We start from the raw sequence: 25013 nt of genomic DNA, 5'->3' as shown, positions 1-25013 counted from the left end.
GCCCTACTGTTCTTCGCCGAGGATGGCGGTCACGCGGAACCGTTCGCCGTCGGAGTCGGGTGCCCCGGAGAGCGCCTGCTCCTGCGTCAGCGTCGTGCCGACCACGTCGGGTCGGGTGACGTTGCCGAGCGGCACGGGGTGGCTCGTCGCCGGGACGTCGTCGGTCGCGACCTCGGCGACCTTGGCGACGCTCTCGACGATGTGCGACAGCTCCCCGGTCAGCTTCTCGATCTCGTCGGGCGTGAGTGCGATACGTGCGAGGTTCGCCAGGTGTGCGACCTGCTCGCTCGTGATGTCAGGCATGGTGCTCCGTCGATCGGTTCGTGGAATGCCCCACAGTCTATTGGCTGCGTCGAGCGCGCAGGCGCGGCTGTGGACAACCCCTTGGAGGCCCGGTGCCGGTCCGCCGGACCGGCACCGGGCCTCCAGGGCGTCGAGGGTCACTTCCCGCTCTGGCCCCTCGCAGCCGGTGCCGCCGGGGCCACCGTGGCGGCGGGCGCTGGCGCAGCCGGAGCAGCGGGTGCAGCCGGAGCAGCAGGCGCAGCCGGCGCAGCCGGAGCAGCCGTCGGCGTCGTCTGGTCGTCCTGCGCCGTCCCCTGCCCGGACGAGGACCCCGACGACGACGAAGACGACTTGCTCGCCTGCCCGATCATCGCCTGGCTCGGCGCCGGCAGCGCTCCCCCGCCGACGGTCTGGTCGAGGTACGCCATCATCGACTTCCCGACCCCGAACTTCGCGCTGTACCCGGTGGTGCCCTGCAGGAACGGCCAGTTCGCCAGGCTCACGCTCCCCTGCACGTTGCCGACCCAGGTGGCGTTCGTGTACTTCGTCGACGACGCGACCAGCCAGTTCTGCACGTCGCCGTCGGTGGTGCCGGTCTTCGCGAACTTCGCCACGCTGTCCCCGGGGTTCGCACTCGCCGCGGTGCCCGAACCGGACAGGACGCCCTGCAGCGCGTAGTCGACCGTGCCCGCGACGTCCGCGGAGACGCCCTGCGTGCAGGACGACGGCGTCGGGGTGATCTTCGTGCCGTCCGCCTCGGTCACCGAGTCGATCGCGGTGGGCGTGCACACGATGCCACCGTTGGCGAAGCCCGCGTAGGCCTCGGCCAGGTCGATCGGCGACAGCTCGTTCACGCCGAGGATCGAGGACGGCGTCTGGCCGAGGGCAGCCCCGTCGGCACGGTGGATCCCCATCGCCTGCGCGAGCTGGGCGATCTTGCACAGGTCGAGCTGCTTGCCCATCGCGCCGAAGGCCGTGTTGATCGACTCGACGGTCGCGGCCTGCACGGTCATCGACGCCGGCACGGACTCCGCGTTCGCGACGGGCCAGACCCCGCCGCTGACGTTCTGGCAGGAGTTCGTGAACTCGGAGTTCTGGAACGTGTGCTCGGTGGTGGAGACGGACTCGGACAGGGTGTGCCCGCTGGCGAGCCACTCGGCCAGGGTGAACACCTTGTAGGTCGAGCCGGTCTGGAACCCACCGGAGTTGCCATACCCGGAGTCGGCGCTGTAGTTCACCGCCGTGGCCCCGGCGGCGGCGTTGTCCCCCTGCGTGTACGTGGTGTTCTGGACCATCGACATGATCCGGCCGGTGCCGGGCTCCACGGTGACGTTCGAGCCGCCGACGTCGACGCCGGCCATCGTGGCCGGCACGTAGGTGGACAGGGCGGACTGTGCCTGGCCCTGCAGGTCGAGGTCGAGCGAGGTGTGGATCTGCAGGCCCTTGGTGTCGAGTGTGGCGATGCGTGCCGCCGCGGTCTTGCCGAACGCGGGGTCCTGCAGCACCTGGTCGCGGACGTAGTCGCAGAAGTACCCGGCGTCGTAGTGCGTCGCGGCGGTCGAGCACCCGTTGGCGGTCTCGGTGATCTTCGGCGTGACCGGCGTCGCGATCGCCTTCGTCATCTGTGCCTTCGTGATCGACTTGTGCGCCTGCATCCGGCGGAGCACGTAGTCGCGGCGCTCCTTCGTCAGCTCGTACCCGTTGGCCTTGCCGTTGTCCTTGTCGCTCGGCACGTCGATGCGCAGGTTCGACGGGTTGTTGAGGATCGCGACGAGCGTGGCCGACTGCACGAGCGACAGGTCCTTCGCGTGCACGCCGAAGTAGTACTCGGCCCCGGCCTCGGCCCCGTAGACCCGCCCGCCGAGCCCGACGATGTTGAGGTACCCGGTCAGGATCTCGTCCTTCGAGTACTTCTTGTTCACCGCGATCGCGTACCGCATCTCCTGCAGCTTGCGCTGCGGCGTGACGCCGGCCGCGTCCTCGTAGCAGGCTTCGACCTTCTTCTCGGTGGCGGCCTGGTCCTTGCCCGTGAGCTCCTCGCACTGCTGCACCAGGACGTTCTTGACGTACTGCTGCGTGATGCTCGAGCCGCCCTGCACGTCCCCGCCGACGACGGTCGCGGCGACCCCGCGGAGCGTCCCGAGCACGTCGATGCCGCCCTCGTCGTAGTAGCGCGGGTCCTCGGTGTCGATCGCCGCCTGCTTGAGCGAGTCCGCCATCTGGTCCGCCGTCACGTTCGTGCGGTTCTCGGCGTAGAACGAGGCGATCTTGACCTGCTTCCCGCCCTGCTCCGCGTACACGGACGACACCTGCTGCGGGGTCTGCACGTCGAGGTACGTCGGCAGGTCCTCGAAGAACGAGACCGCCCCGGAGGTCCCCTCACCCGCGACGGCGACCGCCGGGGTCACGGCGACGGCGACGAGCATGCCGGCGAGCACGGACATCACCACGAACATCAGGAGAGCACCAGGCCATCGCACCACACGCATGACGGCACCGTAGGCAGCAGGGCTGTACTGGTTCTGCCCTGGAACGAGTGCAGGCTGCGGTCGCGCTCAGGTTGCCACCCAGGCGGTTCCGAGGACGCGTCGCGATCCGCGCGGGCGCACCGATCCGGCCGGGAGGCCCGCATCGGCTCCGCCACGTCGGCCGCCGGTCACGATCGGGTCACGTCCACCGCGTCGCCACGACCGGCGGGTCCGCCCGGTCGGTCAGGGCCGGCCGCCCACCGCCCGTCGGTCACGGCCCGTCAGTCACGGGGCTGCAGGTCCTGCGGGCGCACGAGGTACATGTCCGGCGAGGCGCCGACGATGCCGTCACCACCCGACTTGCCGCGTCGGACCTGCTCGCGCACCAGGTCGCCGCGTCCGATGCCGATCAGGGCGACGTCGTGCAGCGATGCCGTGCCCGGCTTGAGGTAGTCGTTGTGGCCCACGGGGCGGCGGAACATGTCACCGGCCGACAGCGCATCGGCGCCCCCGGCCAGGTCGAGCACGGTCGACCCGAACGACGCCCCGCCCGGGTCGGTGCCGAAGTACCCGGAGCCCGCGATGGGGTCGCTGTGCGCACCGCCGACGAAGACCTGCCCGGTGGCGACGGCGAGGTCGTCCGCCGTCCGGACGTCGCTGCCCGGCGACCCGAGCACGGTCAGGGTGTCGGCGGTCATCCGCCCCGACGCCAGGGCCGTCATCGCCGTGGTCGACCCGTACGAGTGCGCGACGATGTTCACGCGCGGTTGGTCGCCCGCCCGGATCACGCGAAGCCCTGCGACGGTCCGTTCGAGCCGCTCGGCCCCGGTCCGTGCGAGCCCGAGCGACAGGATGTTGGACAGGTCCGGCGTGCGGTACCCCATCCATGCGACGACGGCGGCTCCCGACCCGTTGCCCGCGGCGGCGAGCGGCGCCAGGGTGGCCTGCTCACGGGACAGGTCGTTGGCGGTGTTCGTGAAGTCGGTCATCTGCCCGGTGACCGTGAAGAACATGCCCGGCACCACGACGGTGACGTCGGCCGCGGTGTCGAGGTCGCCGATGCTGATCGCCGCACGCCCCGACCCCCGGGTGTCGAGCGCCACCAGGAAGCGCCGCGGGTCGCCGGGTTGCTGCACCAGGGAGTCCCGGACCTGCCCGAGCATCGCGGCCCGGGCTGCTCCGAGGTCGGCGTCGGCGAGGCCGGACGTCAGCGTCGCGCGGTTGGCCTGGTCACGGACCGCGTACGGCACGCCCTCGAGGTTCCCGACCAGGGCGGGCGCGTGCACGAGGAGGCGGTCCTGCTCGTCGGCGGGCAGGTGCGACCACCACTGCGCGACGGTCTGCGCGGGCGGCGGGTCGTCCTGCACCGTCGCCACGACGCCGCGGTCGGTGGCCGCGCTCCGCAGGTCTGCGGCACCGAGCGCACCGAGGTCCTCGACGAAGGCGCGTCCGTGCGCGGCGGCGAGGTCGTCGACCCGCACCGCTGTCGTGGACGACGCCGCTGCAGCCACCGGCGTCGCCACGGGAGCCGACACGGATGCCGACGCCGACGCCGACGCCGACGCCGACGAGAGTACGTCGTCGACCGGGACGATGCGGGTCGTGGCGGTGCTGGCGACCGTGACCTGGTGCGCCGGGGGCATGCCTGGGGCCTCGATCACTCCGAGCGAGTGCACCGAGGCGGTGAGCAGAGCCGCAGCGATGAGCAGCATTCGGGTCTCCCCCGGGAAGGCCGTCCCGACGTCCCCCTGCAGACGACGGGTGATGCTCGGTCGAGTCTATGGAGATGTCCGCGGATCATCCATGCGCGATGCAACTTGTCCCCCGAACTGGGCGCGTTCAACGGCGCGCCGCGCTCAGCGGATGCGACCGGGCGTGCTGTGTGCCCCGGTCGGTCCTCAGTCCTCGGTCGTGGGCGCTTCCGGTTCGGCGAGCGCCGCGGGCCCCTCGGTCACGAGCAGGTGGAACTGCTCGGCGTCGATGATCCGGACGCCCAGCTGCTCGGCCTTCGTGAGCTTCGAACCGGCACCCGGACCGGCCGCCACGAAGTCGGTCTTCTTGCTCACGCTCGAGGCAGCCTTGCCACCGGCGGTGATGATCGCCTCCAGCGCACCTTCTCGCGTGTAGCCCTCGAGTGACCCGGTCGCGACGACGGTGACGCCGCTCAGCACGCCGCCCTCGACGTCGGCGCTGCCCGGGCCGGGGTGGCCCGGGGTGGTGAACTGCACGCCGGCCGTGGTCCAGCGGTCGATGATCTCGCGGTGCCAGTCGACGTCGAACCAGGCGAGCAGGGCGTCGGCGATGATCCCGCCGACCCCGTCGACGGCGGCGAGGTCCTCGCGCGATGCCGACCGGATCGCGTCGAGGGACCCGAAGTGGTTCGCCAGGGCCCGGGCGGCGACGGGTCCGACGTGGCGGATGCTCAGGCCGACCAGGATCCGCCACAGGGGCTTCGTCTTCGCCGCGTCGATGTTCGCGAGCATCTCGAACGCGTTCTTCGACGGGTAGCGGCTCGGCTCACCGGTGTAGTCGGCGCCGCGTGCCTCGGGGTCGAACGGCGGGTCGGTCTTCTTGCGCGCCCGGCTGAACGGCGTGACGCGCTTCGGGGTGCCGTCGTCGTCGACCTTCTCCATGCCGGTCTCGGCGTCGCGGACGATGACCTCGATCGGGACGATGTCCTGCATCGTCAGGTCGAACAGGCCTGCCTCGGTGACGAGCGGCGGGGTCTCCGGGCGGAGGGGCTGCGTGAGCGCCGCGGCCGCGACCTCACCGAGCCCCTCGATGTCGAGCGACCCGCGCGAGGCGATGTGCTCGACCCGACCGCGCACCTGCGCCGGGCAGCTCTTCGCGTTCGGGCAGCGCAGGTCGATGTCGCCTTCCTTCGCGGGGGCGAGCTCGGTGCCGCACTCGGGGCAGTTGGTCGGCATCACGAACTCGCGCTCGGAGCCGTCACGGAGCTCGACCACCGGGCCGAGCACCTCGGGGATGACGTCGCCGGCCTTCCGCAGCACGACCGTGTCGCCGATCAGCACGCCCTTCGCCTTGACGACCTGCTGGTTGTGCAATGTGGCCTGGCGGACGACGGACCCGGCGACCTCGGCCGGGGCCATCACCGCGAACGGGGTGGCACGGCCGGTGCGGCCGACGCTGACCACGATGTCGGTGAGCGTCGTGTGCACTTCTTCCGGCGGGTACTTGTAGGCGATCGCCCACCGCGGCGCCCGCGACGTCGACCCGAGTTCCTCGTGCAGGGCGAGGTCGTCGACCTTCACGACGACGCCGTCGATCTGGTGCTCGACCGACGAACGGCGCTCCCCCGTGGTCCGGACGAAGCCGTTGACCTCGTCGATGGTGTCGAACACCCGGTAGTGGCTGCTCGTCGGGAGGCCCCAGGTCTGCAGCAGCTCGTACACCTCGGACTGGCTGCGGACGTCGGTGCCCTGCTCGAGTTCACGGACGGGCCACGCCCCGATGCCGTGCACGAGCATCCGCAGACGCCGCAGCCGGTCGACCATCAGTGCCCGCTTCGCCTCGGACTTGCCCTCTTCCTTCTGGCGGAGGGACCCGGCGGCGGCGTTGCGCGGGTTGGCGAACACGCGCTCCCCCGCCTCGCGCTGGTTGGCGTTGAGCTCGTCGAACTCGGCGACCGGGAAGAAGATCTCGCCCCGGACCTCGACCAGGGGCGGGTGACCGGTGCCGGACAGGCGGTCCGGGATCGTGCCCATCGTGCGGACGTTGCCGGTGACGTCCTCGCCGACCACGCCGTCACCGCGGGTGGCGGCGGAGACGAGCCGACCGTGCTCGTACCGCAGGTTGATGGCCAGGCCGTCGATCTTCAGCTCGGTCAGGAACCGCACCCGCTCGGCACCGGCGTCCCGCTGCACCTTGAGGGCCCACTCGGTGAGCTCGTCGGGGCTGAAGACGTTGTCGAGCGAGAGCATGCGCTCGGCGTGCTCGACCGGTGCGAACTGCGTCGTCTGCGCCTGCCCACCCACGGTCTGCGTCGGGCTGTCAGGCGTCAGGAGTTCCGGGAACCGCCGTTCGATCGCGTCGAGGCGGTGCACCAGGGCGTCGTAGTCGGCGTCCGACAGGGGCGAGGCGTTGCCCTCGTAGTAGTCGTGGCGCAGCTCGGTGACGCGGGCGCGCAACCGGTCGACCTCGCGCGCGGCCTGGGCGGCGTCGAGCCCGTCGGGGTCGATGGTCTCGAACGTCGCGTCGGTCTCGCTCATGGCATCAGTTCTACCGTGCACCACCGACGCGGCGTGCAGCGAGCGTGTGCCCCGGGAGCGGCGGGGTCAGGCGTCGACGGGGACGGCGCTGACCGTGGTGTCGATCGTGCACTGGCCGAGCACCCGTGTGCCGACGTAGACCACGGCCGTCTGCCCGGGAGCGACCCCGTGCAGCGGCTCGTCGACGTCGATCACGAGCACGTCGTCCTGCACCCGGGCGGTCGCGGGCACCGGGTCGGCGTGCGCGCGGATCTGCACGTCGCAGGCGAACGGCGTCGCGGGGTCGGCTGGCGCCGTGCCCGCCCAGGTGAACCGTGAGCCGGACATCGAGGTGACGGCGAGGGCTTCCTTCGGGCCGACGACGACGGTGTTGTCCTTCGGGCGGATCTCGAGCACGAACCGGGGCTTGCCGTCCGGTGCCGGGCGGCCGAGGGCCAGGCCGCGGCGCTGTCCGACGGTGTAGCCGGTGGCGCCCTCGTGCGAGCCGACGACCGTGCCGTCGCGCTCGACGACCTCGCCGGGGGCGGTGCCGACGCGGTCCGCCAGCCAGCCGCGGGTGTCGCCGTCCGGGATGAAGCAGATGTCGTAGGAGTCCGGCTTCTGGGCGACCGTCAGCCCGCGCTCGGCGGCCTCGGCCCGGACCTCGTCCTTCGACGGCGTCGCACCGAGCGGGAACATCGCGTGCTGCAGCTGCTCGGCGGTCAGGACGCCGAGCACGTACGACTGGTCCTTCGCCCACGCGGCCGACCGGTGCAGCTCGCGGGAGCCGTCCGGACCGGTGACGATCGACGCGTAGTGCCCGGTCGCGACGGCGTCGAAGCCCAGGGCCAGTGCCTTCTCGAGCAGCGCCGCGAACTTGATCCGCTCGTTGCAGCGCATGCAGGGGTTCGGGGTGCGGCCGGCCTGGTACTCGGCCACGAAGTCGTCGACGACGTCCTCCTTGAACCGGGCCGAGAAGTCCCACACGTAGTACGGGATCCCGAGGGCCGACGCGGCGCGCTGGGCGTCCATCGAGTCCTCGATGGTGCAGCACCCGCGGCTGCCGGTGCGCAGGGTGCCGGGCATCCGGCTCAGGGCCAGGTGCACACCCACCACGTCGTGGCCGGCGTCGACCGCCCGGGCTGCGGCCACCGCCGAGTCGACACCACCGCTCATCGCCGCAAGAACACGCATGCGTCCAGGGTAACCCGCCGACGAAGCGGTACCGCTGGCGTACCGTTGGTCGGGCGATGGCCACGACGGGGAACGACTCATTCGACTTCCGGTCCGTCCTGCTGTCCGGGTTCCTGCCCGCTGCGCTCTTCGCGATCGGCGAGGGCGCGATCATCCCGATCATCCCGATCGCGGCCGACTCGCTCGGTGCCAGCCTGGCGTTCGCGGGCTTCGTCGCCTCGCTCATCCTGGTCGGCGAGCTCATCGGCGACGTGCCGTCCGGCATCGTCGTCGCCCGCATCGGCGAGCGGAACGCCATGACCGGCGCCGCGCTCGTGTCCGTGGTCGGGCTCGTGGTCGCCACGACGGCCGCGAACGCCTGGGTCCTGGCGCTCGGGGTGTTCCTGGTCGGCGTCTCCACCGCGGTGTTCGCCCTCGCCCGGCACGCCTACATGACCACCGCGATCCCCCTGCGGATCCGGGCCCGGGCACTGTCGAGCCTCGGCGGCGTCTTCCGCTTCGGCTACTTCGTCGGCCCGTTCATCGCCGCCGGCGTCATCCACCTGACCGGCACCACCAGCAGCGCCTTCTGGATCCACGTCGTCTGCTGCCTGGCGGCGGCGACCGTGCTCCTGGTGCTGCGCGACCCCGCGACGGGCACACGCGGCCTGCGGTTGCCGCCACGGGCCTCCCGGCTGTCGGCCGACCACGCGACGGACGCGAGCGACCACGCGACCGAACCGCCCGTCGACACGGGCGCGCAGTTCGTCCAGCAGGAGGCGCAGGGCCTCTTCCGCACCATCCGCGCGAACGGGGCGGTCCTGCTGCGGCTCGGCAGCGGCGCCGGCCTGATCGGTGCGATGCGCGCCGGGCGGCAGGTGATCCTGCCGCTCTGGGCGGTGAGCGTCGGTCTCGACGACTCGACCGCGGCCCTCGTGATCGGCATCGCCGGAGCCGTCGACTTCGCGCTGTTCTACACGAGCGGGCAGATCATGGACCGGTGGGGACGGCTCGCGAGCGCCCTGCCCTGCATGCTCGGCCTGAGCATCAGCTACTTCCTGCTCGCCTGGAGCGGCCACCTGGACGCCCGGATCGGCTGGTTCGTTGCGATCGCGATGGGCATGTCCCTGGCGAACGGGGTCGGTTCCGGCATCCTCATGACGCTCGGCGCGGACCTCGCCCCGCGCGACGCCCCGGCACCGTTCCTGGGGGCGTGGCGGTTCACCGGCGACTTCGGGTCGGCGGCCGCACCGCTCCTCATCTCCGGCGTGACCGCCGTCGCGTCCATCGCCGTCGCGAGCGGAGTGATGGGCGTGCTCGGCCTGGTCGGCGCGGGCATCCTGCTCCGGTACGTGCCCCGGTACCTGCCGCGCCCGCTGCGCTGACGCGCTGCCGCGCTGGCGCACCGTGCGCGCTCCTCCGCTCCGTGCGCGGTTGACCGCACCGTGCACACCCACAGCGCCGCACCCAGCCGCCGAGCTCGCACCGGGTCACGTCCCACGCACGGTGCGTCCCACGGCCTGGAGGCCCGGCGCACGTCCGCCCCGCACCCCGCGCTCGGTAGACTGCCGCTGCTCGCGGGAGTGGTGGAATCGGTAGACACGCAGGATTTAGGTTCCTGTGCCCCAGGCGTGAGGGTTCGAGTCCCTCCTTCCGCACCGAGTCACCCCTGGCGCACCGTTGCGGTCATCCGCACGCCTCGAGCAGGTCAACCCTGCGAGGGATGGCCCGGTCACTTCCGGGCGGTACCCTCATCCCGCGGGAGTCCTCCCCGTGACTCCCGCTCCACGACCGGAAGAACCATGCACTCCGTCGCACTCGCCCTGATCCCGTGGCTCGATCCGCAGTACATCCTCGACCACTTCGGGGCCATCGCCGTGCTCGTGGTCTGCGCGATCGTGTTCGCCGAGACCGGTCTGCTCATCGGCTTCATCTTCCCGGGCGACAGCCTGCTGGTCATCACCGGCCTGTTCGCCTTCGACCGCGGTGGCGAGATCGGCGGCATCCCGATCTGGGTCGCGGCGCTGATGATCGGCGCCGCCGCGTTCCTCGGCGGTGAGCTCGGGTACTACATCGGCAAGAAGGCCGGGCCACCGATCTTCGAGCGGAAGGACAGCGGGCTCTTCTCGAAGGCGAACGTCGAGCGCACCAACGCGTTCTTCCACCGCTTCGGCCCGCTGGCCGTGATCCTGGCGCGCTTCGTGCCGGTCGTCCGCACCTTCGCCCCGATCGCCGCGGGCGTCGGCCGGATGGACTACAAGAAGTACTCGCTCTACAACGCGATCGGCGCCGTGGTCTGGGGCGTCGGCGTGACGTTCCTCGGGTACTTCATCGGGCACATCCCGTTCGTGGCGCACATCGTCCGCGAGTACATCGACATCATCCTGCTCGCCGCGGTCGTCGTGACCGTCGTGCCGATGGCGCTGACGTACCTGCGCAACGCCCGCAAGGCGAAGCACACGAACGAGGCCGAGGCCACCACGGCCCCGACCGTCGACCCGACGCTCTAGCGCCCTGCACGACCGAAGTCGCCCCGAACCACGTGATCACGTGGTTCGGGGCGACTTCGGTCGTGCGGGACGGAACGAGCGCGGGCGCTCAGACGCCGAAGTGCTCCCGCACGATCGGCGCGATGCCCCGGAACGCCTTGCTGCGGTGCGACAGGGCGTTCTTCTCATCGCGGGTGAGCTCCGCCGACGAGCGGTCGGCGTCGTCCGGCCGGAACACCGGGTCGTAGCCGTGGCCGCCGTCACCGACGGGTTCGGTCAGCACCTCGCCGTTCCAGACCGCCTCGACGACGTGCTCCTGACCGTCGGGCGTCACGAAGGCGGCAGCGCACACGAACGCGGCGGTCCGCTCGACGACACCCTGCAGGTTCGTGAGCAGCAGCGCGATGTTGTCCGCGTCCGAGCGGGTACCGGCGTAGCGGGCCGAGTGGATGCCCGGTGCCCCGCCGAGGGCGTCGACGGCGATCCCGGAGTCGTCGGCGAGCGCCGGCAGCCCCGTGTGCGCGACGGCGGCACGCGCCTTGATCAGGGCGTTCGCGGCGTAGCTGTCGCCGTCCTCGACCGGCTCGGGGCCGTCGTACCCGACGAGTTCGACACCCTCGCCCAGCGCCGACCCGAGGATCTCGCGCAGCTCGACGACCTTGCCCTGGTTGTGGGTGGCCAGCACCACCTCGCGGGACGTCACGCCAGACCCAGGACCGAACGCTGGATCGCCGCGAGCGACTGGTTGCCGACCAGGCCGAGGTCGAGCAGGACGTTCAGCTCGTCCCGGTCGAACGGCGCGTGCTCGGCGGTGCCCTGCACCTCGATGAACTTGCCCGACCCCGTCGTGACGATGTTCATGTCGGTGTCCGCAGCGGAGTCCTCGGTGTAGGCGAGGTCGAGCATCGGCTCCCCCTTGACGATGCCGACCGAGATCGCCTGCACGCTGTCGGTGAGCGGGGTGGCCTTCTTCGCGATGAAGCCCTTGGCGCGGCCCCACTCGATCGCGTCGGCCATCGCCACGTACGCGCCCGTGATCGACGCCGTGCGGGTGCCGCCGTCGGCCTGCAGCACGTCGCAGTCGATGACCAGGGTGTTCTCACCCAGGGCCTTCGTGTCGACGACCGCGCGGAGCGAACGACCGATCAGGCGGGAGATCTCGTGGGTGCGGCCGCCGACCTTGCCCTTGATGGACTCGCGCTGCATGCGCTCGTTGGTCGACCGCGGCAGCATCGAGTACTCGGCGGTGACCCACCCGGTGCCCTTGCCGGCGAGCCAGCGGGGCACGCCGTTGGTGAACGACGCGGTGCAGAGCACCTTGGTGTTGCCGAAGGAGATGAGCGCGCTGCCCTCGGCCTGCGTGCTCCACCCCCGCTCGATGGTGACGGGACGGTGGTCGGTGGCGGTGCGGCCGTCGACGCGGAGGGTGTCGGTCATGGGGTCCTTTCGGTGCGGGGCAGCGTGATGGCCCCCGTCTGGAGGTGGCCGACGCTCGAGACCTCGGGACCGAGGAAGCGCCGGGCGAGCCGGATGAAGCCGTTCTTGTCGTCGCCCGTCGCCTCGAACGAGTAGGTCGGGGCGGTGGTCGCGGTGCGCTCGAGCCCGTGCTCCACGAGCCGGCGGTAGACGTCGTTCGCGGTCTCCTCGGCGCTGGAGACGAGCGTGACCTCCGGACCCATGACGAACTGGATCGCGGCGGACATGAGCGGGTAGTGGGTGCAGCCGAGCACGAGGGTGTCGACGTCGGCGGCACGGATCGGGTCGAGGTAGCCGGCCGCGATCTCGCGCAGCGACGGCGACGAGGTGTCCCCGGCCTCGACGAACTCGACGAACCGGGGGCACGCGGCGGTGGTCAGCGTGACGTCGGCGGCGACCGCGAAGGCGTCCTCGTAGGCGCGCGACGCGATGGTGCCGACGGTGCCGATGACCCCGATGCGGCCGGTGCGGGTCTGCTTGACGGCGGCGCGGGCCGCGGGCTGGATGACCTCGACCACGGGGATGCCGTACGCCTGCTCGTACCGTTCGCGGGCGTCGCGGAGCACGGCGGACGAAGCGGTGTTGCACGCGATCACGAGCGCCTTCACGCCCTGCTCGACCAGGTCGTCCATGACCTCGAGCGCGTAGCGGCGGACGTCGGCGATGGGCTTCGGGCCGTAGGGCGAGTGCACGGTGTCGCCGACGTACCGGATGCTCTCGCGCGGGAGCTGGTCGATGATGGCGCGGGCCACGGTGAGGCCGCCGACCCCGCTGTCGAAGACTCCGATCGGTGCATCCGTCACGGCACCAGCGTACCGACGCAGGCCGACCAGCACCGACGCGACCACGCGCGCCACGCAGGCCGGGCGCACGGGGTGATCCGGGCCTCCCCACCGGTACGTCACTAGTGTCGGAGACGTGACCAGCGCGCTCCTCACCGACCAGTACGAGCTCACCATGGTGGACGCCGCCCTGAAGGACGGCACCGCCGACCGCCGATGCGTCTTCGAGGTGTTCGCCCGGCGGCTGCCGGACGGCCGCCGCTACGGCGTCGCGGCCGGGCTCGGACGCTTCCTCACCGCCCTCGGCGACTTCCGCTTCGGCGACGAGGAGATCGGGTTCCTGCGCGACCGCGGCGTCATCGACGCCGGCACCGCCTCGTGGCTCGCCGACTACCGGTTCAGCGGTGACGTCCGCGCGTACCGGGAGGGCGAGGTCTACTTCCCGAACTCCCCCATCCTGCAGATCGAGGGCACCTTCGCCGAGGCCGTCGTGCTCGAGACCCTCGCCCTGAGCATCTTCAACGCGGACTCCGCGATCGCCTCGGCCGCGGCCCGGATGGTGTCCGCCGCCGACGGCCGCCCGCTCGCCGAGATGGGCTCGCGCCGCACCGGCGAGTGGAACGCCGTCGCCGCCGCCCGTGCCGCGTACATCGCCGGCTTCGGTGCGACGAGCAACCTCGAGGCCGGGCGCACCTGGGGGATCCCCACGATGGGCACCGCCGCGCACGCCTTCACGCTGCTGCACGACTCCGAGGAGCAGGCGTTCCGGTCGCAGCTCGACGCGCTCGGCAGCGGCACGACCCTGCTCGTCGACACCTACGACATCGAGGCCGCGGTCGAGACGGCCGTCCGGCTCACCGACGGCAAGCTCGGCGGCGTCCGCATCGACAGCGGCGACCTGCCGTCCGTCGTCGCCGCCGTGCGTGCGCAGCTCGACCGCCTCGGCGCGACGGGCACGAAGATCACGGTGACGAACGACCTCGACGAGTACACGATCGCCGCGCTCCGAGCCGCCCCGGTCGACTCGTACGGCGTCGGCACCTCGGTCGTCTCCGGCTCAGGGCACCCGGCCGCCGGCATGGTGTTCAAGCTCGTCGCGCACCGGGACGCGGACGGCGGCGACTGGGTCCCCGTCGCCAAGAAGTCGGCCGACAAGGCGTCGATCGGCGGCCGGAAGGAAGCGGGCCGACGACTCCGCAACGGCGTCGCCACCGCCGAGATCGTGCTCACGGGTGCGCAGGTCGGGCCGGACGAGCGGCCACTGCTGGTCCCCGTGGTCACCGGCGGCGAGGTCGACCCGGCGTTCCTCGGCACGCAGGGCGTCGAGGCCGCACGCGCGCACCACAAGCGCGCGAAGGCGGAGCTGCCCGCCGACGCGTCGCGCATCGGGCGCGGCGACCCCGCCATCCCCACCCTGGTGATCTAGGGCACGCGCGCGCGTCGCGCGTCACGTCGCGTCGCGCGACGCCGCTTCGTGAGCAGCAATGGCCGGGTCTGCGTGACGGACCCGACCATTGCTGCTCACGAAGCGACTGAATGACGGACGGGAGGCCCGTGGCGGCGTCGCCACGGGCCTCCCGTCCGTCTGTTGGTCGCGTCTACTCGGCCTTCATCTTCTCGTAGATGGCCTTGCAGTCCCGGCAGACCGGGAACTTCTCCGGGTCGCGACCCGGGATCCACTTCTTGCCGCACAGGGCCTTGACCGGCTTGCCGGACAGGGCCGACTGCAGGATCTTGTCCTTCTTGACGTAGTGCGAGAACCGCTCGTGGTCACCGGGTTCGATCGCTTCGTCTTCGAGGAGCTTCTCGAGCTCCCGGTCCATCACGTCGAGGCCGCCGCCTGGTTCCGTCATGCTCATGGGTCCAGGGTACGACGGTCCGCCCTCGGGCGCGCCGCTCGTCCGCGCTGGGCGATCGTCGCGCGGATTCGCTCGGTGCTCGATGCGCTGCGCCGCTCGTTGCGCTGCGCCGCTCGTTGCGCTGTGTGGCTAGTTGCGCTGTGCCGCGGCGAGCAGGTCGGGTCCGCGGCGGTCGAACAGGCGTCCGCCGGCGGAGACACCGATCACGAGCACGACGGCACCGACCCCGATGCCCACCAGGAGCGTCAGCACCGACCAGGGCTCCGGACCCTGCACGACGGCGAGCACCGCGAGGCAGGCTGCGGGGACCGTGCAGAGCACGATGCCGATCACCATGGACGCCTGCGCGACGGTGGCGGTGACGCCGGCGGCCTGGGGCTGCTGGAACGGGTGGTCGCCCGGGCGCACCGTCGGGTATGGCATGAGCACGGACAGGACGCTCGACAACCCGAGCCCGGACAGCAGCGCGCTCGCACTCACGCCGATGAGCAGCGGGAACGCCGCCCAGTCTCCGAACAGCCGGGCGGACAGTGCGGCCCCGGCGACGATCGCGGGCGCCCCCACGACCAGCACGGGCACGACGCGGCCGAGCCGGTCGCTCCACCCGGGCGCACCCGATGCGACGTGCAGCCACACGGCGGTGTTGTCGTACGAGACGTCGTTGTGCGGCAGGAACCCGGCGATCAGCGCCATCAGCGGCAGGGGCACGAGCGCGGTCCACTGCCACGGCACCCCGGCGACACCGAGCGGGATGACGACGATCGGCACGAGCAGGATGATCAGGTACGACGTGCGGTACCGCGGGTCGCGGACCCAGTAGGTGAGCGCCCGGGCGGCGACGGCCGACACCGGGGCCGAACCGAACCGGTCGAACCAGCCCAGGCCCTGGTAGCGGCGGGTGCGGGCACGGTCGTCGACGGTCTCGAGCGCACGGCCGACGAGTGCCCACCACGCCCAGGCGAGGAGCGCGACGACGGCGACCGCGACGAGGAGCTTCAGGACACCGGCGCCGACGTGGCCGCTCGCGACCTCGGCGGGCACGGCCCACGCGGCACCCCACGGGGTCCACCCGGCGACGTCCGCGACGCGCTGCATCTCGGCGCCCTGCGGGTCGAGCCAGTCGACGCGCAGCAGCAGCGCCACCGTCGGGATCGAGAGCGCGATGATGACGAGCGCCACCAGCCACCCGGCGTCGCGGGAGCGGTCCGGCCCGATCAACCGGGAGCCGACGGTGCAGCAGACCCGGATCAGGAGCGCGCACGTGGCGACGCCGAGCAGCCCGCCGAGCACCGCGAGCAGCCCGAGACCGGGGTCGCGGGCCCAGGCGACGACCTGGCCGACCGCGACGACGACCACACCGATCACCGGGATGCCGACGAGGCCGGCGACGACGAGTCCGATCGCCAGGCGACGGCGCTCGATGCCGAACACCGCGAAGCGCCGCGGGTGGAGCTGGTCACTCCGGCCGACGACGAGCGGCACGACCGTGAACCCGAAGGTGATCAGGGTGCCGACGGGCACGATGACGGCACGTGCGACGTCCGGGTCGGCGTCACCGAGGGCGATGGTCTGCGACGCGACGAACACGGCGGCGAGGAGCCCGGCGAGGCTCCCGAGCACGACGGCGACGGACCGGCGGGCGGTGCCGCGGACCTCGCCCGCGAGCAGGTCCGCCCTCAGCCGGAGAAGCTGTGCAACCATTCCATGCTCTCCGCGACGACACGACCGCCGGCGAGTTCGACGAACTTGTCCTCGAGGCTCTTGCGCCCGCGGACCTGGGCCATGGTGCCGGACGCCAGGACCTTGCCGCCGACGATGATGGCGACCGAGTCACAGGTGCGCTGCACGAGCTCCATCGAGTGGCTGGACAGCACGACCGTGCCGCCACCCCGGGTGTACCGGCGCAGGATGTCCGTGATCGTCGCCGCACTCACCGGGTCGACCGACTCGAACGGCTCGTCGAGCACGAGCACCCGCGGCGAGTGGATCAGGGTCGCGGCCAGGGCGATCTTCTTCGCCATGCCGACGGAGTAGTCGGCGACCTGGCGGCCGAGCGCCTCGCCCAGCCCGAAGGCCTCGGCGAGGTCGGCGCTGCGCTTCCGGGCGGTGGCACCGTCGAGCCCACGGAGTGTGGCCGAGTAGTAGAGGAGCTGCGCGCCGGTCAGCCGGTCGAACAGGCGGAGCCGGTCCGGCAGCACACCGAGACTGCGCTTCGCCGCCGTCGGGTCGGCCCAGACGTCGTGGTCGAGCACCGTCACCGAGCCGGCGTCGGGGCGCAGCAGTCCGGTGATCATGGAGAGGGTCGTCGTCTTGCCGGCGCCGTTCGGGCCGACCACGCCGAAGATGGAGCCCTGCCGGATCTCGAGGTCGACCTCGTCGACGGCCAGGGTCTGCCCGTACCGCTTGACCAGGCCGCTCGCTGCGAGCACCACGGGCTGGAGCGTCTGCGGCTGCTTCGGGGCGGCGGTGCGGGGCGCACGCTTCTTCGCCGCGGGCGCGGCGGTGCTCGCCCGGTCGGCGACGTCCGTCGCGTCGTCCGCGTCGGTCGGGACGGGAGGCGCGGCGTCGGTCCGCGGGGCGGCCTTCGTCGGGCGCTTGGTGCGTCCCTTGCCGTTGCGCGCCTTCGCGGGGCGGGGCGCTGCGGCCGTCGCGTCGTCGGTGCGGTTGTCCGTCGTCGTGTCGTCGGTGCGGGCCTCGGTCGTCGCGTCGGTGCCGGTCGTCGCGTCGTCCGGGTGGTTCTCCGTCGTCGCGTCGGTGCGGACCGCCGTCCCGTCGGTCATCGCGTCATCAGTGGCGGCGTCGTCCGCATCAGTGTCCCCCGTGTCGTCGTCGGCTGCGTCGTCCTCAGCAGCCGCGGCGGTGTCCGCGTCGTCGGCGTCCCCCGCCTCGGTCATCCAGGCAGCGTCGGCCGTGGCGTACACGTCCTCATTCTCTGCTCGCGCTGGCATCGACCCACCGTACCAACGCTCTCCGACCGTCGGGAACCGTCGCGGCCAGGGTCACGAATTGAGTACGAAGCACGCAGACCCGTACCCCACGAGGGGGTGTTTCCGTATCATTCACCAGGGCACGAAGGAGTGTTCACCACTTGGAAACCTGCTCCAGCAGGCGATCCCGGCAGCCTCCTCGCTGCGACGACCACGTCGACGCGACCGGTTCTCGGGCAACTCGGACGTTGGAAGCGCAGACTCGACGAGGCCCGCCCGTACCCCAGGGTGCGCGGGCGGACACCAGAAGGGACCAGCATGACCACGCAGATCGTGATCCTCGCAGCGGGGATGGGCAGCCGTCTCGGCCGCAGCCTGCCGAAGCCGCTCACGGAGCTCAGTGACGGCCGCACCATCATGCAGCAGCAGTTCGACAACATCCGCGCCGCGTTCGGTTCGAGCGCCCGCGTGACGATCGTCGTCGGCTACAAGTCGGAGCACATCGTCGAGGCGTTCCCCGACGCGAACTTCGTCTACAACGAGTCCTACGACTCCACCAACACCTCGAAGAGCCTGCTGCGTGCCCTCAAGGCCACCGGCAAGAGCGGTGTCCTCTGGATGAACGGCGACGTGGTCTTCGACCCGATGGCGCTCGTCCGTGCGGCCGACATGATCGACGAGGGCCGTTCCTTCGTCAGCGTCAACACCGACAAGGTCTCCGACGAAGAGGTCAAGTACACCGTCGACGCCGAGGGCTTCATCCACAAGCTCTCCAAGCAGGTCGTCGGGGGTCTCGGCGAAGCCGTCGGCATCAACTACGTCTCCGCCGCCGACAAGCAGGCCCTCATCCGCCAGCTCGGGCGCGTCGACGACCAGGAGTACTTCGAGGGCGGCATCGAGGCTGCCATCGCCGAGGACGGGCTACGCTGGACGCCGATCGACATCTCCGACCTGTACGCGGTCGAGATCGACTTCGCCGAGGACCTCGAGCGCGCGAACAACCTGTTCGCCTGAACCACCGTCAGGACCCCCTCGGCGGTTCCGCCCGAAGGGAAACCGTGACCACAGCGAGTGCGCCGACCGCGCCCGTGGCTCCCGCACCCGCGAAGGCCCGGAGCGCCGTTCGGCGCTATCGTCAGGCCCTGTGGTTGCTGACCGTCCGCGACCTCCGGGTCCGCTACTCGACGTCGGCGCTCGGCTACGTGTGGTCGATCCTCGACCCGCTCGTGATGTCGGGGATCTACTGGTTCGTCTTCACGCAGGTCTTCCACCGCGGCTCGGTCGGTGAAGATCCGTACATCGTGTTCCTGCTGTCCGCGCTGCTGCCGTGGATGTGGTTCACCGGCGGCGTCTCGGACTCCACCCGGGCGTTCATCAAGGAATCGAAGCTCATCCGCTCGACCACCATCCCCCGCACCATCTGGGTGGCACGGATCATCGCGTCGAAGGGCATCGAGTTCCTGCTGAGCCTGCCGGTCCTGGCTGCCTTCGCGATCGCGACGGGCGCCCACCTGCACTGGCAGGTCGTGTTCTTCCCGCTGGCGATCGTGCTGCAGTGCGCGCTGGTCTACGGTCTGGGCCTCATCGTCGCACCGCTCGTGGTCTTCTTCCGTGACCTCGAGCGCGCCACCAAGCTCGTGCTGCGGTTCCTGTTCTACGCGTCCCCGATCATCTACGGCACGCACGCGCTGCCCTCCGCCCTGCGCGACATCGCCGCGATCAACCCGCTCACCGGCATCTTCGGCATGTACCGCGCGGCGTTCTTCCCCGGCCAGCTCGACTGGCTCGAGGTCGGCGCCTCGGTGGTCGTGACCGGCATCGTCCTGGTGATCGGCTTCGCGGTGTTCCGCCGCAGCGAGCACCGCGTGCTGAAGGAGCTGTGATGACCGCGACCGACCAGACCCGTCGCACCGAGACCGTCGCACCGGTCATCTCGGTGCGCGACGCCGGCATCTGCTTCAAGCGCAACCGCCGCGCGAACCGGAACTTCAAGGACCTGTTCGCCGGACGCGGGCGCCGCAAGCGTGCCGATGAGTTCTGGGCGCTCCGCAACGTTTCGTTCGACGTCCGCCCGGGCGAGGCGATCGGCGTCGTGGGGCGGAACGGGCAGGGCAAGTCGACCCTGCTGAAGCTCGTGGCCCAGGTCATGCTGCCCGACGAGGGCCGCGTCGACGTGGGTGCCGGTGTCGCCCCCCTCATCGAGATCACCGGTGGCTTCGTCGGAGACCTCACGGTGCGCGACAACGTGTACCTGACGGCGGGCCTGCACGGCATGTCACGGGCCGAGATCCGCGACGCCTTCGACGAGATCATCGACTTCGCCGAGATCGCGGACTTCGTGGACACCCCGTACAAGCACCTGTCGAGCGGCATGAAGGTCCGCATCGCGTTCGCGGTGATCTCGCGGCTCGACGAACCGGTCATCCTGGTCGACGAGGTGCTGGCGGTGGGCGACAAGGCCTTCCGCGAGAAGTGCTACAAGCGGATCGAGCAGCTCCTGGCCGGCGGACGGACGCTGTTCTTCGTCTCCCACAGCGACAAGGACCTCCGTCGTTTCTGCGACCGGGGCCTGTACCTCGACAAGGGTCGTCTGCAGCTCGACGGCACCATCGAGGCCGCGCTGGCCCGGTACGCGGCCGACTACGGCTCCTGACCGGCCGGGGTACTCCCCCTGCACCAACACCGGTATCGCTGGCTCCCTCCACAGCCCCGGCCCTCGTGCGCGCCCCCGGGGTCCCGCCGTCGGACCCTCCCCCTAACGTTCCACCCATGCACCACCCACCAACCGCGTACGCCGTCCCGTTCGCCGTCGACCGATCGCACGCACCGCGTCGGTACGACCTCGTCAACACCGGCCCCGAGCCGGTCGACGGGCTCTCCCTCACCCATCTGGGCAACGGCTACTGCCCGCCGCTCGCGGTGCGCCGCCTCGACCCGGGCAGGTCGTTGTCGCTGGCGGTGTTCGGCGCCGACCCCGAGGACACGGGGGTCGTCATCGTGCGGTGGCGTCGGCCCGACCGGTCCGAGTACCTCTGGCGGATGTCACTCGTCGGGCCGGGGCTCCAGCCGTGACCCTGCGCCGACCTGCGCCACGGAGCACCCGGGGTGACGACCGGCCGTCAGCGCCCGTCGCGTTCGGCCGCGACGGTCCGCCACCGCTCGAGCAGCCACTCCACTGCCTCGTGGAACCGCTCCGTGGCGGCACCCGGGGTCGTGTCGCCGAAGTACCGTGCGACCCAGTGCTGCAGGCGTGCGAGCTCCTCGGCGTCGCTCGCGGCCGCGTCGACCCGGGCGAGCACCGACGGGGCGTCAGCCGCGGTCAGCCAGTTCGCGTCGCTCAGGTAGCCCCGCTCGTCGACGTCGGCCTCCGGCGAGACCGGTCGCGTGACGATGAGCGGCTTGCCGACCGCCAGCCGGTCGTAGATCATCGCGCTGATGTCCGTGATCGCCACGTCGGCGTCCGCCAGCTGCCAGCCGAGGTCACCGCCGTCGTCGTACAGGTGGTGCGCGGCGGGGTCGGCGGCGTTGGCCGCACTGATCGCCGCGACGATCCGCTCGTGCGCCGCGCGGTACGCCGGGTCGAGCACACCGCTGCGCGGGTGCGGGCGGTAGACCAGGCGGTGGCGAGGCGACGCCAGCACCTGCTCGGCGATGACCGTGCCGTGCGACGCGATCGACCCGTACGCCGCTGCACCGCGGTCGCCCTCCCACGTCGGGGCGTAGAGCACGACGGTCCGGTCGTCGTCCGGGTACGGGGCCGCTCCGGCGAAGTGGTCGGCCTGGGGGCGTCCGATCGCGATGGTCCGGGCGTCCAGGTCGTAGTCCCACAGCGCCTCCGCCAGACGATCGCGTGCTGCGTCCCCCGCGATGAGGGCGTAGTCGTACGCCTTGAACTGGTTCGTGGTCATGTACATCTTGTCGCTCTCGCCGTGGTTGACGAAGACGTGCCACATCCGCCCGTACCGCATCATCTGGAAGTTGCGGGCGTTCTGGTTGACGTACAGCACCACCTTCGGCGCCTGGGTGTCGACGAAGTGCTCGAGGTCGATCACCTGCCGGGCGTAGACCGCGGGCACGGGCGACTCGTCGAGCAGGGTCAGCATGGTGCCCGGACTCCGCGAGACGATCGCCACCGGGTGCGTCTTCGCGAGTTCGGCCAGCGGCGCGTACCACTGGCGCACCTGGTACATGTTGACCGGACCGTCGGCGAAGTACACGGCGATCTCGACCGAACCGGGCGTCGGCTTCGTCGCGGACGGCAGTCGCTGTGCGAGCTGCCGCCGGCTCCGCCGCGACGTCAGGAGTCGCTCGACGAGCCGCAGTGCGGTCCGCAGGTCGCTGATGATCGACATGGTCCTTCTCCGGGTCTGCTCGGGCGGTACGGGGCGGGCGGGTCAGACGACCGGCGGCCGCCCTGCGATGGTCATCCGTGCGACTGTGAGCCAGCCCATCGGGCGGACCGGACCGCAGTCGGTCGTCCATCCTTCACGGATCCCACCGAACCAGGTGGCCAGTCGGCGGGGGTGACGCCACCAGCGCGCGATCTGGATCGCGGCCCACGACCCCACGTACAGCGGTCGCAGCACCGCCGGCAGGTTGCGCCGAGCGAGCCACACCCGGTTCCGGGCGTTCAACCGGTAGTACTCGGTGTGCCGGGCCGGGTCGATCGCGGGGTGGTGCGCGACGAGGTCCCCGGCGTACCAGGTCCGACGGCCGGCGTCCCAGACGCGCCAGGCGAGCTCGATGCCCTCGTGGGCGTAGAAGTACTCGGCACCCCAGCCACCGACCGCCCGGTACACGTCCATCGGCAGCACGACGGCGCCTTCCCAGACCGAGAAGACCGGCGACGAGTGGTCCGGCTCGCCCTTCCGGATCCGCGGGACCCACCGGCGGGGGTTCGCGGCGCCAGTGGGGTCGACGACCCGCGGCTGCACGAGGCCGAGCGACGGATCGTGCTCGAACACCGCGATCGCGTCGCGCAGGAACGTCGGCGACGGCACCGACGCATCGTCGTCGAGGAAGAACACGTAGTCGCCGTCGACGACCTCGGCCCCGGCGTTGCGCCCGGCCGGGATCCCGACGTTCTCGGGCAGGGCGAGCGCCCGAACGCCGTCCGGCAGCCCGGTCGGCGCCCAGCCGTTGCCGACGCAGACGACGTCGAGCTCGACGTCCTGCTGCGCGAGCACGCTGTCCAGCCCGCGGCGCAGGTCGTCCGGCCGGGTGCCCTGCGACAGGCTCACGACGGCGACGCGCGGTCGTCCGCGGTGCACCACCGCGTGGCGGCGCAGCGTTCCGGGCACGGTCGTGTCCTCGGTCACGCCTTGACCCGCTTCGAGGCGATGATCGCCAGGAAGTGCCCGACCGTCGCGAGCACCGCGAGCGGCAACAGCGCACCGACCAGGATCCGGCTGGCGAGCGGGTCGCCGATCACCAGGGCGAGCAGGGCGAAGACGAACGCGAGCATGCTCAGCTCGACCGAGTGGTACAGCCGGTGGAACGGCAGGAACTTCGCCAGACGGCGGAGCGATGCGAGCTTCCGACCCGACGGCGCGGTTGAGGCGTCCCGCCGGTCGACGAGCTTGTCGAGCCCGGCGTTCGCGCGGGCCACGTGCACCATGTCGTTGAGGGCCTTGTTCAGCACGATGACCAGGCCGAGTGCGCAGCCGATCGTGGTCCACATCCAGTCGGCGTCGTGGATCGGCCAGGTGGCTGCCCGGATGCCGAGCGCGACCGGGATCAGGCCCTCGGTCGTGTAGTGCCCCACCTTGTCGAGGAACACCCCGGCGGGCGACTTCGTGCCGCGCCACCGGGCGACCTCGCCGTCGGAGCAGTCGACGAGCATCTGCAGCTGGCCGAGCACGAGCGCCAGCGCGGCACCCCAGATGCCGGGGATGAGCAGGGCGGCGGCGACGCTCCAGCCCACCAGGATCATCAGGCCGGTGACCTGGTTCGCGCTGACACGGGTCTTCAGGAGCACCCAGGTCAGGTACGGCGAGACGTCGCGCAGGTACAGCGAGGCCGTCCAGTGCTCGGCGTTGGCGCGGGCACGGACCTCGTCCGGCTGGGCGACGGCCCGGAGCTCGGCGATCGAGGTCGGCCGTGCGGATCCGCGGCCGGTCGTGGGCTGGTCGGTCATTCGGTCACCGTCCCGTGTGGGTGGTCAGCTCGGACGTGCGGGTCAGGAACCCGATGATGAACCCGAGCCCCCAGCCCACGTGGATGCAGGGCAGCACGACGAGCAGCCAGAGGAGCGTCGGCAACCCGGAGCGGCACGCCACGGCGATCGACCCCAGGACGACGAAGAGCAGGTAGACGACGGGCACCACGAACCCGAGCAGCGCCCAGGCGAGCGGCGTGCCGAGCACGGCGCCGACGATGCCGACGAGCCCGGCGACGATGCCCAGCGCCATCGCCACCACCATGGCCGGCGGCACGAAGTAGCGCAGGCCGTTGTTCGCCGGGAACCGACGGGCGAGCTCGCCGCGCCACAGCCCGGTGGCGACGAACTGCCGCACCAGGCGCTTCAGGCTCGGCCGCGGGCGGTACGTGACGACGAGTTCGGGCGTGAACCAGACGGTCCCACCGGTCTGGCGCAGCCGCCGGTTGAGTTCCCAGTCCTGTCCGCGCTTGATGCCCTCGTCGAAGAGTCCGACGTCGAACAGCCGCTCGCGTCGGAACACGCCGAGGTAGGCGGTCTCGGCCGGGCCCGCGGTGCCGCCGACGTGGTGCGGCGTGCCACCCAGCCCGACACGGCTGCCGTAGGCCAGGGCGACGGCCCGCTCGAAGGGGGTGCGGCCCTCGGCGCGCATGATGCCGCCGACGTTGTCTGCACCGGACTCGAGGAGCGTGCGCACCGCGATGCGCGTGTAGTCGGTGGGCAGGACCGAGTGCGCGTCGACCCGGATGACGACGGGGTGCACGGACGCACGGATCGCGACGTTCAGCCCGGCGGGCGTCGACCCGACAGGGTTGTCGATCGCGCGGATCCGGGGGTCGGCAGCGCTCATCTCGGCGACGAGCTCGTTCGTGCCGTCGATCGACGGCCCGAGCGCGAGGATGACCTCGAACGGGCCGGTGTAGTCCTGGTCGAGCAGGCTGCCGACGGCGGCCCGGACCTCGGTGACCTCGTTGAGCACGGGCATCACGTACGAGACGCCCGGCAGGGGCTGTCCGTCTGACTGCATGCGTACCTCGGGGTGCTGGCTGGCGGCACGGGACGCACCGGGGCGGTGCCGCCCCGCAGAGCGACCATGAGCCTATCAAGAGGCCGAACCGCCCACCTGCGTCGACGCGGGACGCGCCCCGTGACGGACTGGAGGCCCGGCGCACGTCGTGCCCCGGGCCTCCTG

At 71.4% G+C, this 25013-nt stretch carries 22 protein-coding genes and 1 tRNA gene; 8 read left to right on the top strand and 15 right to left on the bottom strand.

Translation table 11 applies throughout. The features are described from left to right. Positions 1 to 3: 3 nt before the first annotated feature. From gatC to mnmA, 5 genes are all read right to left on the bottom strand, one after another. Positions 4 to 303 carry an Asp-tRNA(Asn)/Glu-tRNA(Gln) amidotransferase subunit GatC gene (gatC, locus tag DEJ03_RS09890; protein WP_017887005.1) on the bottom strand — a complete coding sequence of 100 codons (300 nt, stop codon included), beginning with the start codon at positions 301 to 303 and terminating at the stop codon, positions 4 to 6. Between the two features lie 137 nt (positions 304 to 440). Next, a complete protein-coding gene (locus DEJ03_RS09885; protein ID WP_110864474.1) occupies positions 441 to 2771 on the bottom strand; it encodes a transglycosylase domain-containing protein in 2331 nt (776 codons plus the stop codon). A gap of 260 nt (positions 2772 to 3031) precedes the next feature. Further along, the gene (locus DEJ03_RS09880; RefSeq protein ID WP_110864473.1) at positions 3032 to 4462 is read right to left on the bottom strand and encodes an alpha/beta hydrolase; all 1431 of its coding nucleotides are present in this window, start codon (positions 4460 to 4462) and stop codon (positions 3032 to 3034) included. Between the two features lie 186 nt (positions 4463 to 4648). Continuing rightward, positions 4649 to 6979 (bottom strand): NAD-dependent DNA ligase LigA, encoded by a 2331-nt coding sequence (ligA, locus tag DEJ03_RS09875; RefSeq protein WP_110864472.1) that lies wholly within the window; start codon positions 6977 to 6979, stop codon positions 4649 to 4651. Positions 6980 to 7045: 66 nt separating this feature from the next. Further along, positions 7046 to 8152, bottom strand: coding sequence for a tRNA 2-thiouridine(34) synthase MnmA (gene mnmA, locus DEJ03_RS09870; RefSeq protein ID WP_031259645.1), 1107 nt, complete (start codon positions 8150 to 8152; stop codon positions 7046 to 7048). Between the two features lie 56 nt (positions 8153 to 8208). On the opposite strand from mnmA, the gene DEJ03_RS09865 reads away from it, so the two are divergent. From DEJ03_RS09865 to DEJ03_RS09855, 3 genes are all read left to right on the top strand, one after another. Continuing rightward, positions 8209 to 9516 carry an MFS transporter gene (locus DEJ03_RS09865; RefSeq protein ID WP_110864471.1) on the top strand — a complete coding sequence of 436 codons (1308 nt, stop codon included), beginning with the start codon at positions 8209 to 8211 and terminating at the stop codon, positions 9514 to 9516. A gap of 192 nt (positions 9517 to 9708) precedes the next feature. Beyond that, positions 9709 to 9789: transfer RNA gene (locus tag DEJ03_RS09860), tRNA-Leu, on the top strand. 144 nt (positions 9790 to 9933) lie between these two features. After that, positions 9934 to 10641, top strand: coding sequence for a DedA family protein (locus DEJ03_RS09855; RefSeq protein WP_027464603.1), 708 nt, complete (start codon positions 9934 to 9936; stop codon positions 10639 to 10641). An 88-nt stretch (positions 10642 to 10729) separates the two neighbouring features. Here DEJ03_RS09855 and rdgB read toward each other — a convergent pair whose 3' ends face one another. Genes rdgB through murI form a run of 3 tightly spaced genes read right to left on the bottom strand, consistent with a single transcriptional unit; the run spans position 10730 to position 12899 of the window. Continuing rightward, the gene (rdgB, locus tag DEJ03_RS09850) at positions 10730 to 11323 is read right to left on the bottom strand and encodes an RdgB/HAM1 family non-canonical purine NTP pyrophosphatase (protein ID WP_027464602.1); all 594 of its coding nucleotides are present in this window, start codon (positions 11321 to 11323) and stop codon (positions 10730 to 10732) included. Continuing rightward, a complete protein-coding gene (rph, locus tag DEJ03_RS09845) occupies positions 11320 to 12057 on the bottom strand; it encodes a ribonuclease PH (RefSeq protein ID WP_110864470.1) in 738 nt (245 codons plus the stop codon). Before rph ends, rdgB begins: the two co-directional genes overlap by 4 nt. Next, positions 12054 to 12899, bottom strand: coding sequence for a glutamate racemase (gene murI / locus DEJ03_RS09840; protein ID WP_027464600.1), 846 nt, complete (start codon positions 12897 to 12899; stop codon positions 12054 to 12056). The genes rph and murI overlap by 4 nt, the downstream gene beginning before the upstream one ends. A 115-nt stretch (positions 12900 to 13014) precedes the next feature. Between murI and DEJ03_RS09835 the strand changes: the two genes are divergently transcribed. After that, entirely contained in the window at positions 13015 to 14304 is a 1290-nt protein-coding gene (locus tag DEJ03_RS09835; RefSeq protein ID WP_027464599.1) for a nicotinate phosphoribosyltransferase, read from the top strand. A 172-nt stretch (positions 14305 to 14476) separates the two neighbouring features. Here DEJ03_RS09835 and DEJ03_RS09830 read toward each other — a convergent pair whose 3' ends face one another. The 3 genes from DEJ03_RS09830 to DEJ03_RS09820 all read right to left on the bottom strand — a co-directional run bounded on the left by DEJ03_RS09830 (position 14477) and on the right by DEJ03_RS09820 (position 17685). Then, positions 14477 to 14737 carry a DUF3039 domain-containing protein gene (locus DEJ03_RS09830; RefSeq protein WP_110864469.1) on the bottom strand — a complete coding sequence of 87 codons (261 nt, stop codon included), beginning with the start codon at positions 14735 to 14737 and terminating at the stop codon, positions 14477 to 14479. 129 nt (positions 14738 to 14866) lie between these two features. Then, positions 14867 to 16438: an ABC transporter permease gene (locus tag DEJ03_RS09825; protein WP_110864468.1), complete on the bottom strand. Its 1572-nt coding sequence runs from the start codon at positions 16436 to 16438 to the stop codon at positions 14867 to 14869. Continuing rightward, positions 16414 to 17685: an ABC transporter ATP-binding protein gene (locus DEJ03_RS09820; protein ID WP_258370707.1), complete on the bottom strand. Its 1272-nt coding sequence runs from the start codon at positions 17683 to 17685 to the stop codon at positions 16414 to 16416. Before DEJ03_RS09820 ends, DEJ03_RS09825 begins: the two co-directional genes overlap by 25 nt. Before the next feature lie 297 nt (positions 17686 to 17982). Here DEJ03_RS09820 and DEJ03_RS09815 point away from each other — a divergent pair, with 297 nt between their 5' ends. From DEJ03_RS09815 to DEJ03_RS09800, 4 genes are all read left to right on the top strand, one after another. Continuing rightward, a complete protein-coding gene (locus DEJ03_RS09815; RefSeq protein ID WP_110862735.1) occupies positions 17983 to 18678 on the top strand; it encodes an NTP transferase domain-containing protein in 696 nt (231 codons plus the stop codon). A 44-nt stretch (positions 18679 to 18722) separates the two neighbouring features. Further along, the gene (locus tag DEJ03_RS09810; protein WP_220034128.1) at positions 18723 to 19547 is read left to right on the top strand and encodes an ABC transporter permease; all 825 of its coding nucleotides are present in this window, start codon (positions 18723 to 18725) and stop codon (positions 19545 to 19547) included. Further along, positions 19547 to 20317 carry an ABC transporter ATP-binding protein gene (locus DEJ03_RS09805; protein WP_110864467.1) on the top strand — a complete coding sequence of 257 codons (771 nt, stop codon included), beginning with the start codon at positions 19547 to 19549 and terminating at the stop codon, positions 20315 to 20317. Before DEJ03_RS09810 ends, DEJ03_RS09805 begins: the two co-directional genes overlap by 1 nt. Before the next feature lie 116 nt (positions 20318 to 20433). After that, on the top strand, positions 20434 to 20736 hold the full coding sequence (locus DEJ03_RS09800) for a hypothetical protein (RefSeq protein ID WP_071405447.1): 303 nt from the start codon (positions 20434 to 20436) through the stop codon (positions 20734 to 20736). Positions 20737 to 20783: 47 nt separating this feature from the next. Here DEJ03_RS09800 and DEJ03_RS09795 read toward each other — a convergent pair whose 3' ends face one another. Genes DEJ03_RS09795 through DEJ03_RS09780 form a run of 4 tightly spaced genes read right to left on the bottom strand, consistent with a single transcriptional unit; the run spans position 20784 to position 24848 of the window. Further along, a complete protein-coding gene (locus tag DEJ03_RS09795; RefSeq protein ID WP_110864466.1) occupies positions 20784 to 22016 on the bottom strand; it encodes a CDP-glycerol glycerophosphotransferase family protein in 1233 nt (410 codons plus the stop codon). A 42-nt stretch (positions 22017 to 22058) separates the two neighbouring features. Beyond that, positions 22059 to 22934, bottom strand: coding sequence for a glycosyltransferase family 2 protein (locus DEJ03_RS09790; RefSeq protein ID WP_110864506.1), 876 nt, complete (start codon positions 22932 to 22934; stop codon positions 22059 to 22061). A 44-nt stretch (positions 22935 to 22978) separates the two neighbouring features. After that, positions 22979 to 23800 (bottom strand): CDP-alcohol phosphatidyltransferase family protein, encoded by an 822-nt coding sequence (locus DEJ03_RS09785; protein WP_110864465.1) that lies wholly within the window; start codon positions 23798 to 23800, stop codon positions 22979 to 22981. 4 nt (positions 23801 to 23804) lie between these two features. Then, the gene (locus DEJ03_RS09780) at positions 23805 to 24848 is read right to left on the bottom strand and encodes a glycosyltransferase family 2 protein (RefSeq protein ID WP_110864464.1); all 1044 of its coding nucleotides are present in this window, start codon (positions 24846 to 24848) and stop codon (positions 23805 to 23807) included. Positions 24849 to 25013: the final 165 nt, after the last annotated feature.

The organism is Curtobacterium sp. MCLR17_043 (assembly GCF_003224215.1).
Lineage (GTDB): Bacteria > Actinomycetota > Actinomycetes > Actinomycetales > Microbacteriaceae > Curtobacterium > Curtobacterium flaccumfaciens.
Note: the sequence above shows the minus strand (reverse complement) of the source record. Positions and strands in the feature narration are given on the sequence as shown.

What these genes read in the sequence shown, in the direction of transcription:
- gatC (WP_017887005.1), bottom strand. Translation starts at nt 303, where the DNA reads ATGCCTGACATCACGAGCGAGCAGGTCGCACACCTGGCGAACCTCGCA.
- DEJ03_RS09885 (WP_110864474.1), bottom strand. Translation starts at nt 2,771, where the DNA reads ATGCGTGTGGTGCGATGGCCTGGTGCTCTCCTGATGTTCGTGGTGATG.
- DEJ03_RS09880 (WP_110864473.1), bottom strand. Translation starts at nt 4,462, where the DNA reads ATGCTGCTCATCGCTGCGGCTCTGCTCACCGCCTCGGTGCACTCGCTC.
- ligA (WP_110864472.1), bottom strand. Translation starts at nt 6,979, where the DNA reads ATGAGCGAGACCGACGCGACGTTCGAGACCATCGACCCCGACGGGCTC.
- mnmA (WP_031259645.1), bottom strand. Translation starts at nt 8,152, where the DNA reads ATGCGTGTTCTTGCGGCGATGAGCGGTGGTGTCGACTCGGCGGTGGCC.
- DEJ03_RS09865 (WP_110864471.1), top strand. Translation starts at nt 8,209, where the DNA reads ATGGCCACGACGGGGAACGACTCATTCGACTTCCGGTCCGTCCTGCTG.
- DEJ03_RS09855 (WP_027464603.1), top strand. Translation starts at nt 9,934, where the DNA reads ATGCACTCCGTCGCACTCGCCCTGATCCCGTGGCTCGATCCGCAGTAC.
- rph (WP_110864470.1), bottom strand. Translation starts at nt 12,057, where the DNA reads ATGACCGACACCCTCCGCGTCGACGGCCGCACCGCCACCGACCACCGT.
- DEJ03_RS09830 (WP_110864469.1), bottom strand. Translation starts at nt 14,737, where the DNA reads ATGAGCATGACGGAACCAGGCGGCGGCCTCGACGTGATGGACCGGGAG.
- DEJ03_RS09825 (WP_110864468.1), bottom strand. Translation starts at nt 16,438, where the DNA reads ATGGTTGCACAGCTTCTCCGGCTGAGGGCGGACCTGCTCGCGGGCGAG.
- DEJ03_RS09820 (WP_258370707.1), bottom strand. Translation starts at nt 17,685, where the DNA reads ATGCCAGCGCGAGCAGAGAATGAGGACGTGTACGCCACGGCCGACGCT.
- DEJ03_RS09815 (WP_110862735.1), top strand. Translation starts at nt 17,983, where the DNA reads ATGACCACGCAGATCGTGATCCTCGCAGCGGGGATGGGCAGCCGTCTC.
- DEJ03_RS09805 (WP_110864467.1), top strand. Translation starts at nt 19,547, where the DNA reads ATGACCGCGACCGACCAGACCCGTCGCACCGAGACCGTCGCACCGGTC.
- DEJ03_RS09800 (WP_071405447.1), top strand. Translation starts at nt 20,434, where the DNA reads ATGCACCACCCACCAACCGCGTACGCCGTCCCGTTCGCCGTCGACCGA.
- DEJ03_RS09795 (WP_110864466.1), bottom strand. Translation starts at nt 22,016, where the DNA reads ATGTCGATCATCAGCGACCTGCGGACCGCACTGCGGCTCGTCGAGCGA.
- DEJ03_RS09785 (WP_110864465.1), bottom strand. Translation starts at nt 23,800, where the DNA reads ATGACCGACCAGCCCACGACCGGCCGCGGATCCGCACGGCCGACCTCG.
- DEJ03_RS09780 (WP_110864464.1), bottom strand. Translation starts at nt 24,848, where the DNA reads ATGCAGTCAGACGGACAGCCCCTGCCGGGCGTCTCGTACGTGATGCCC.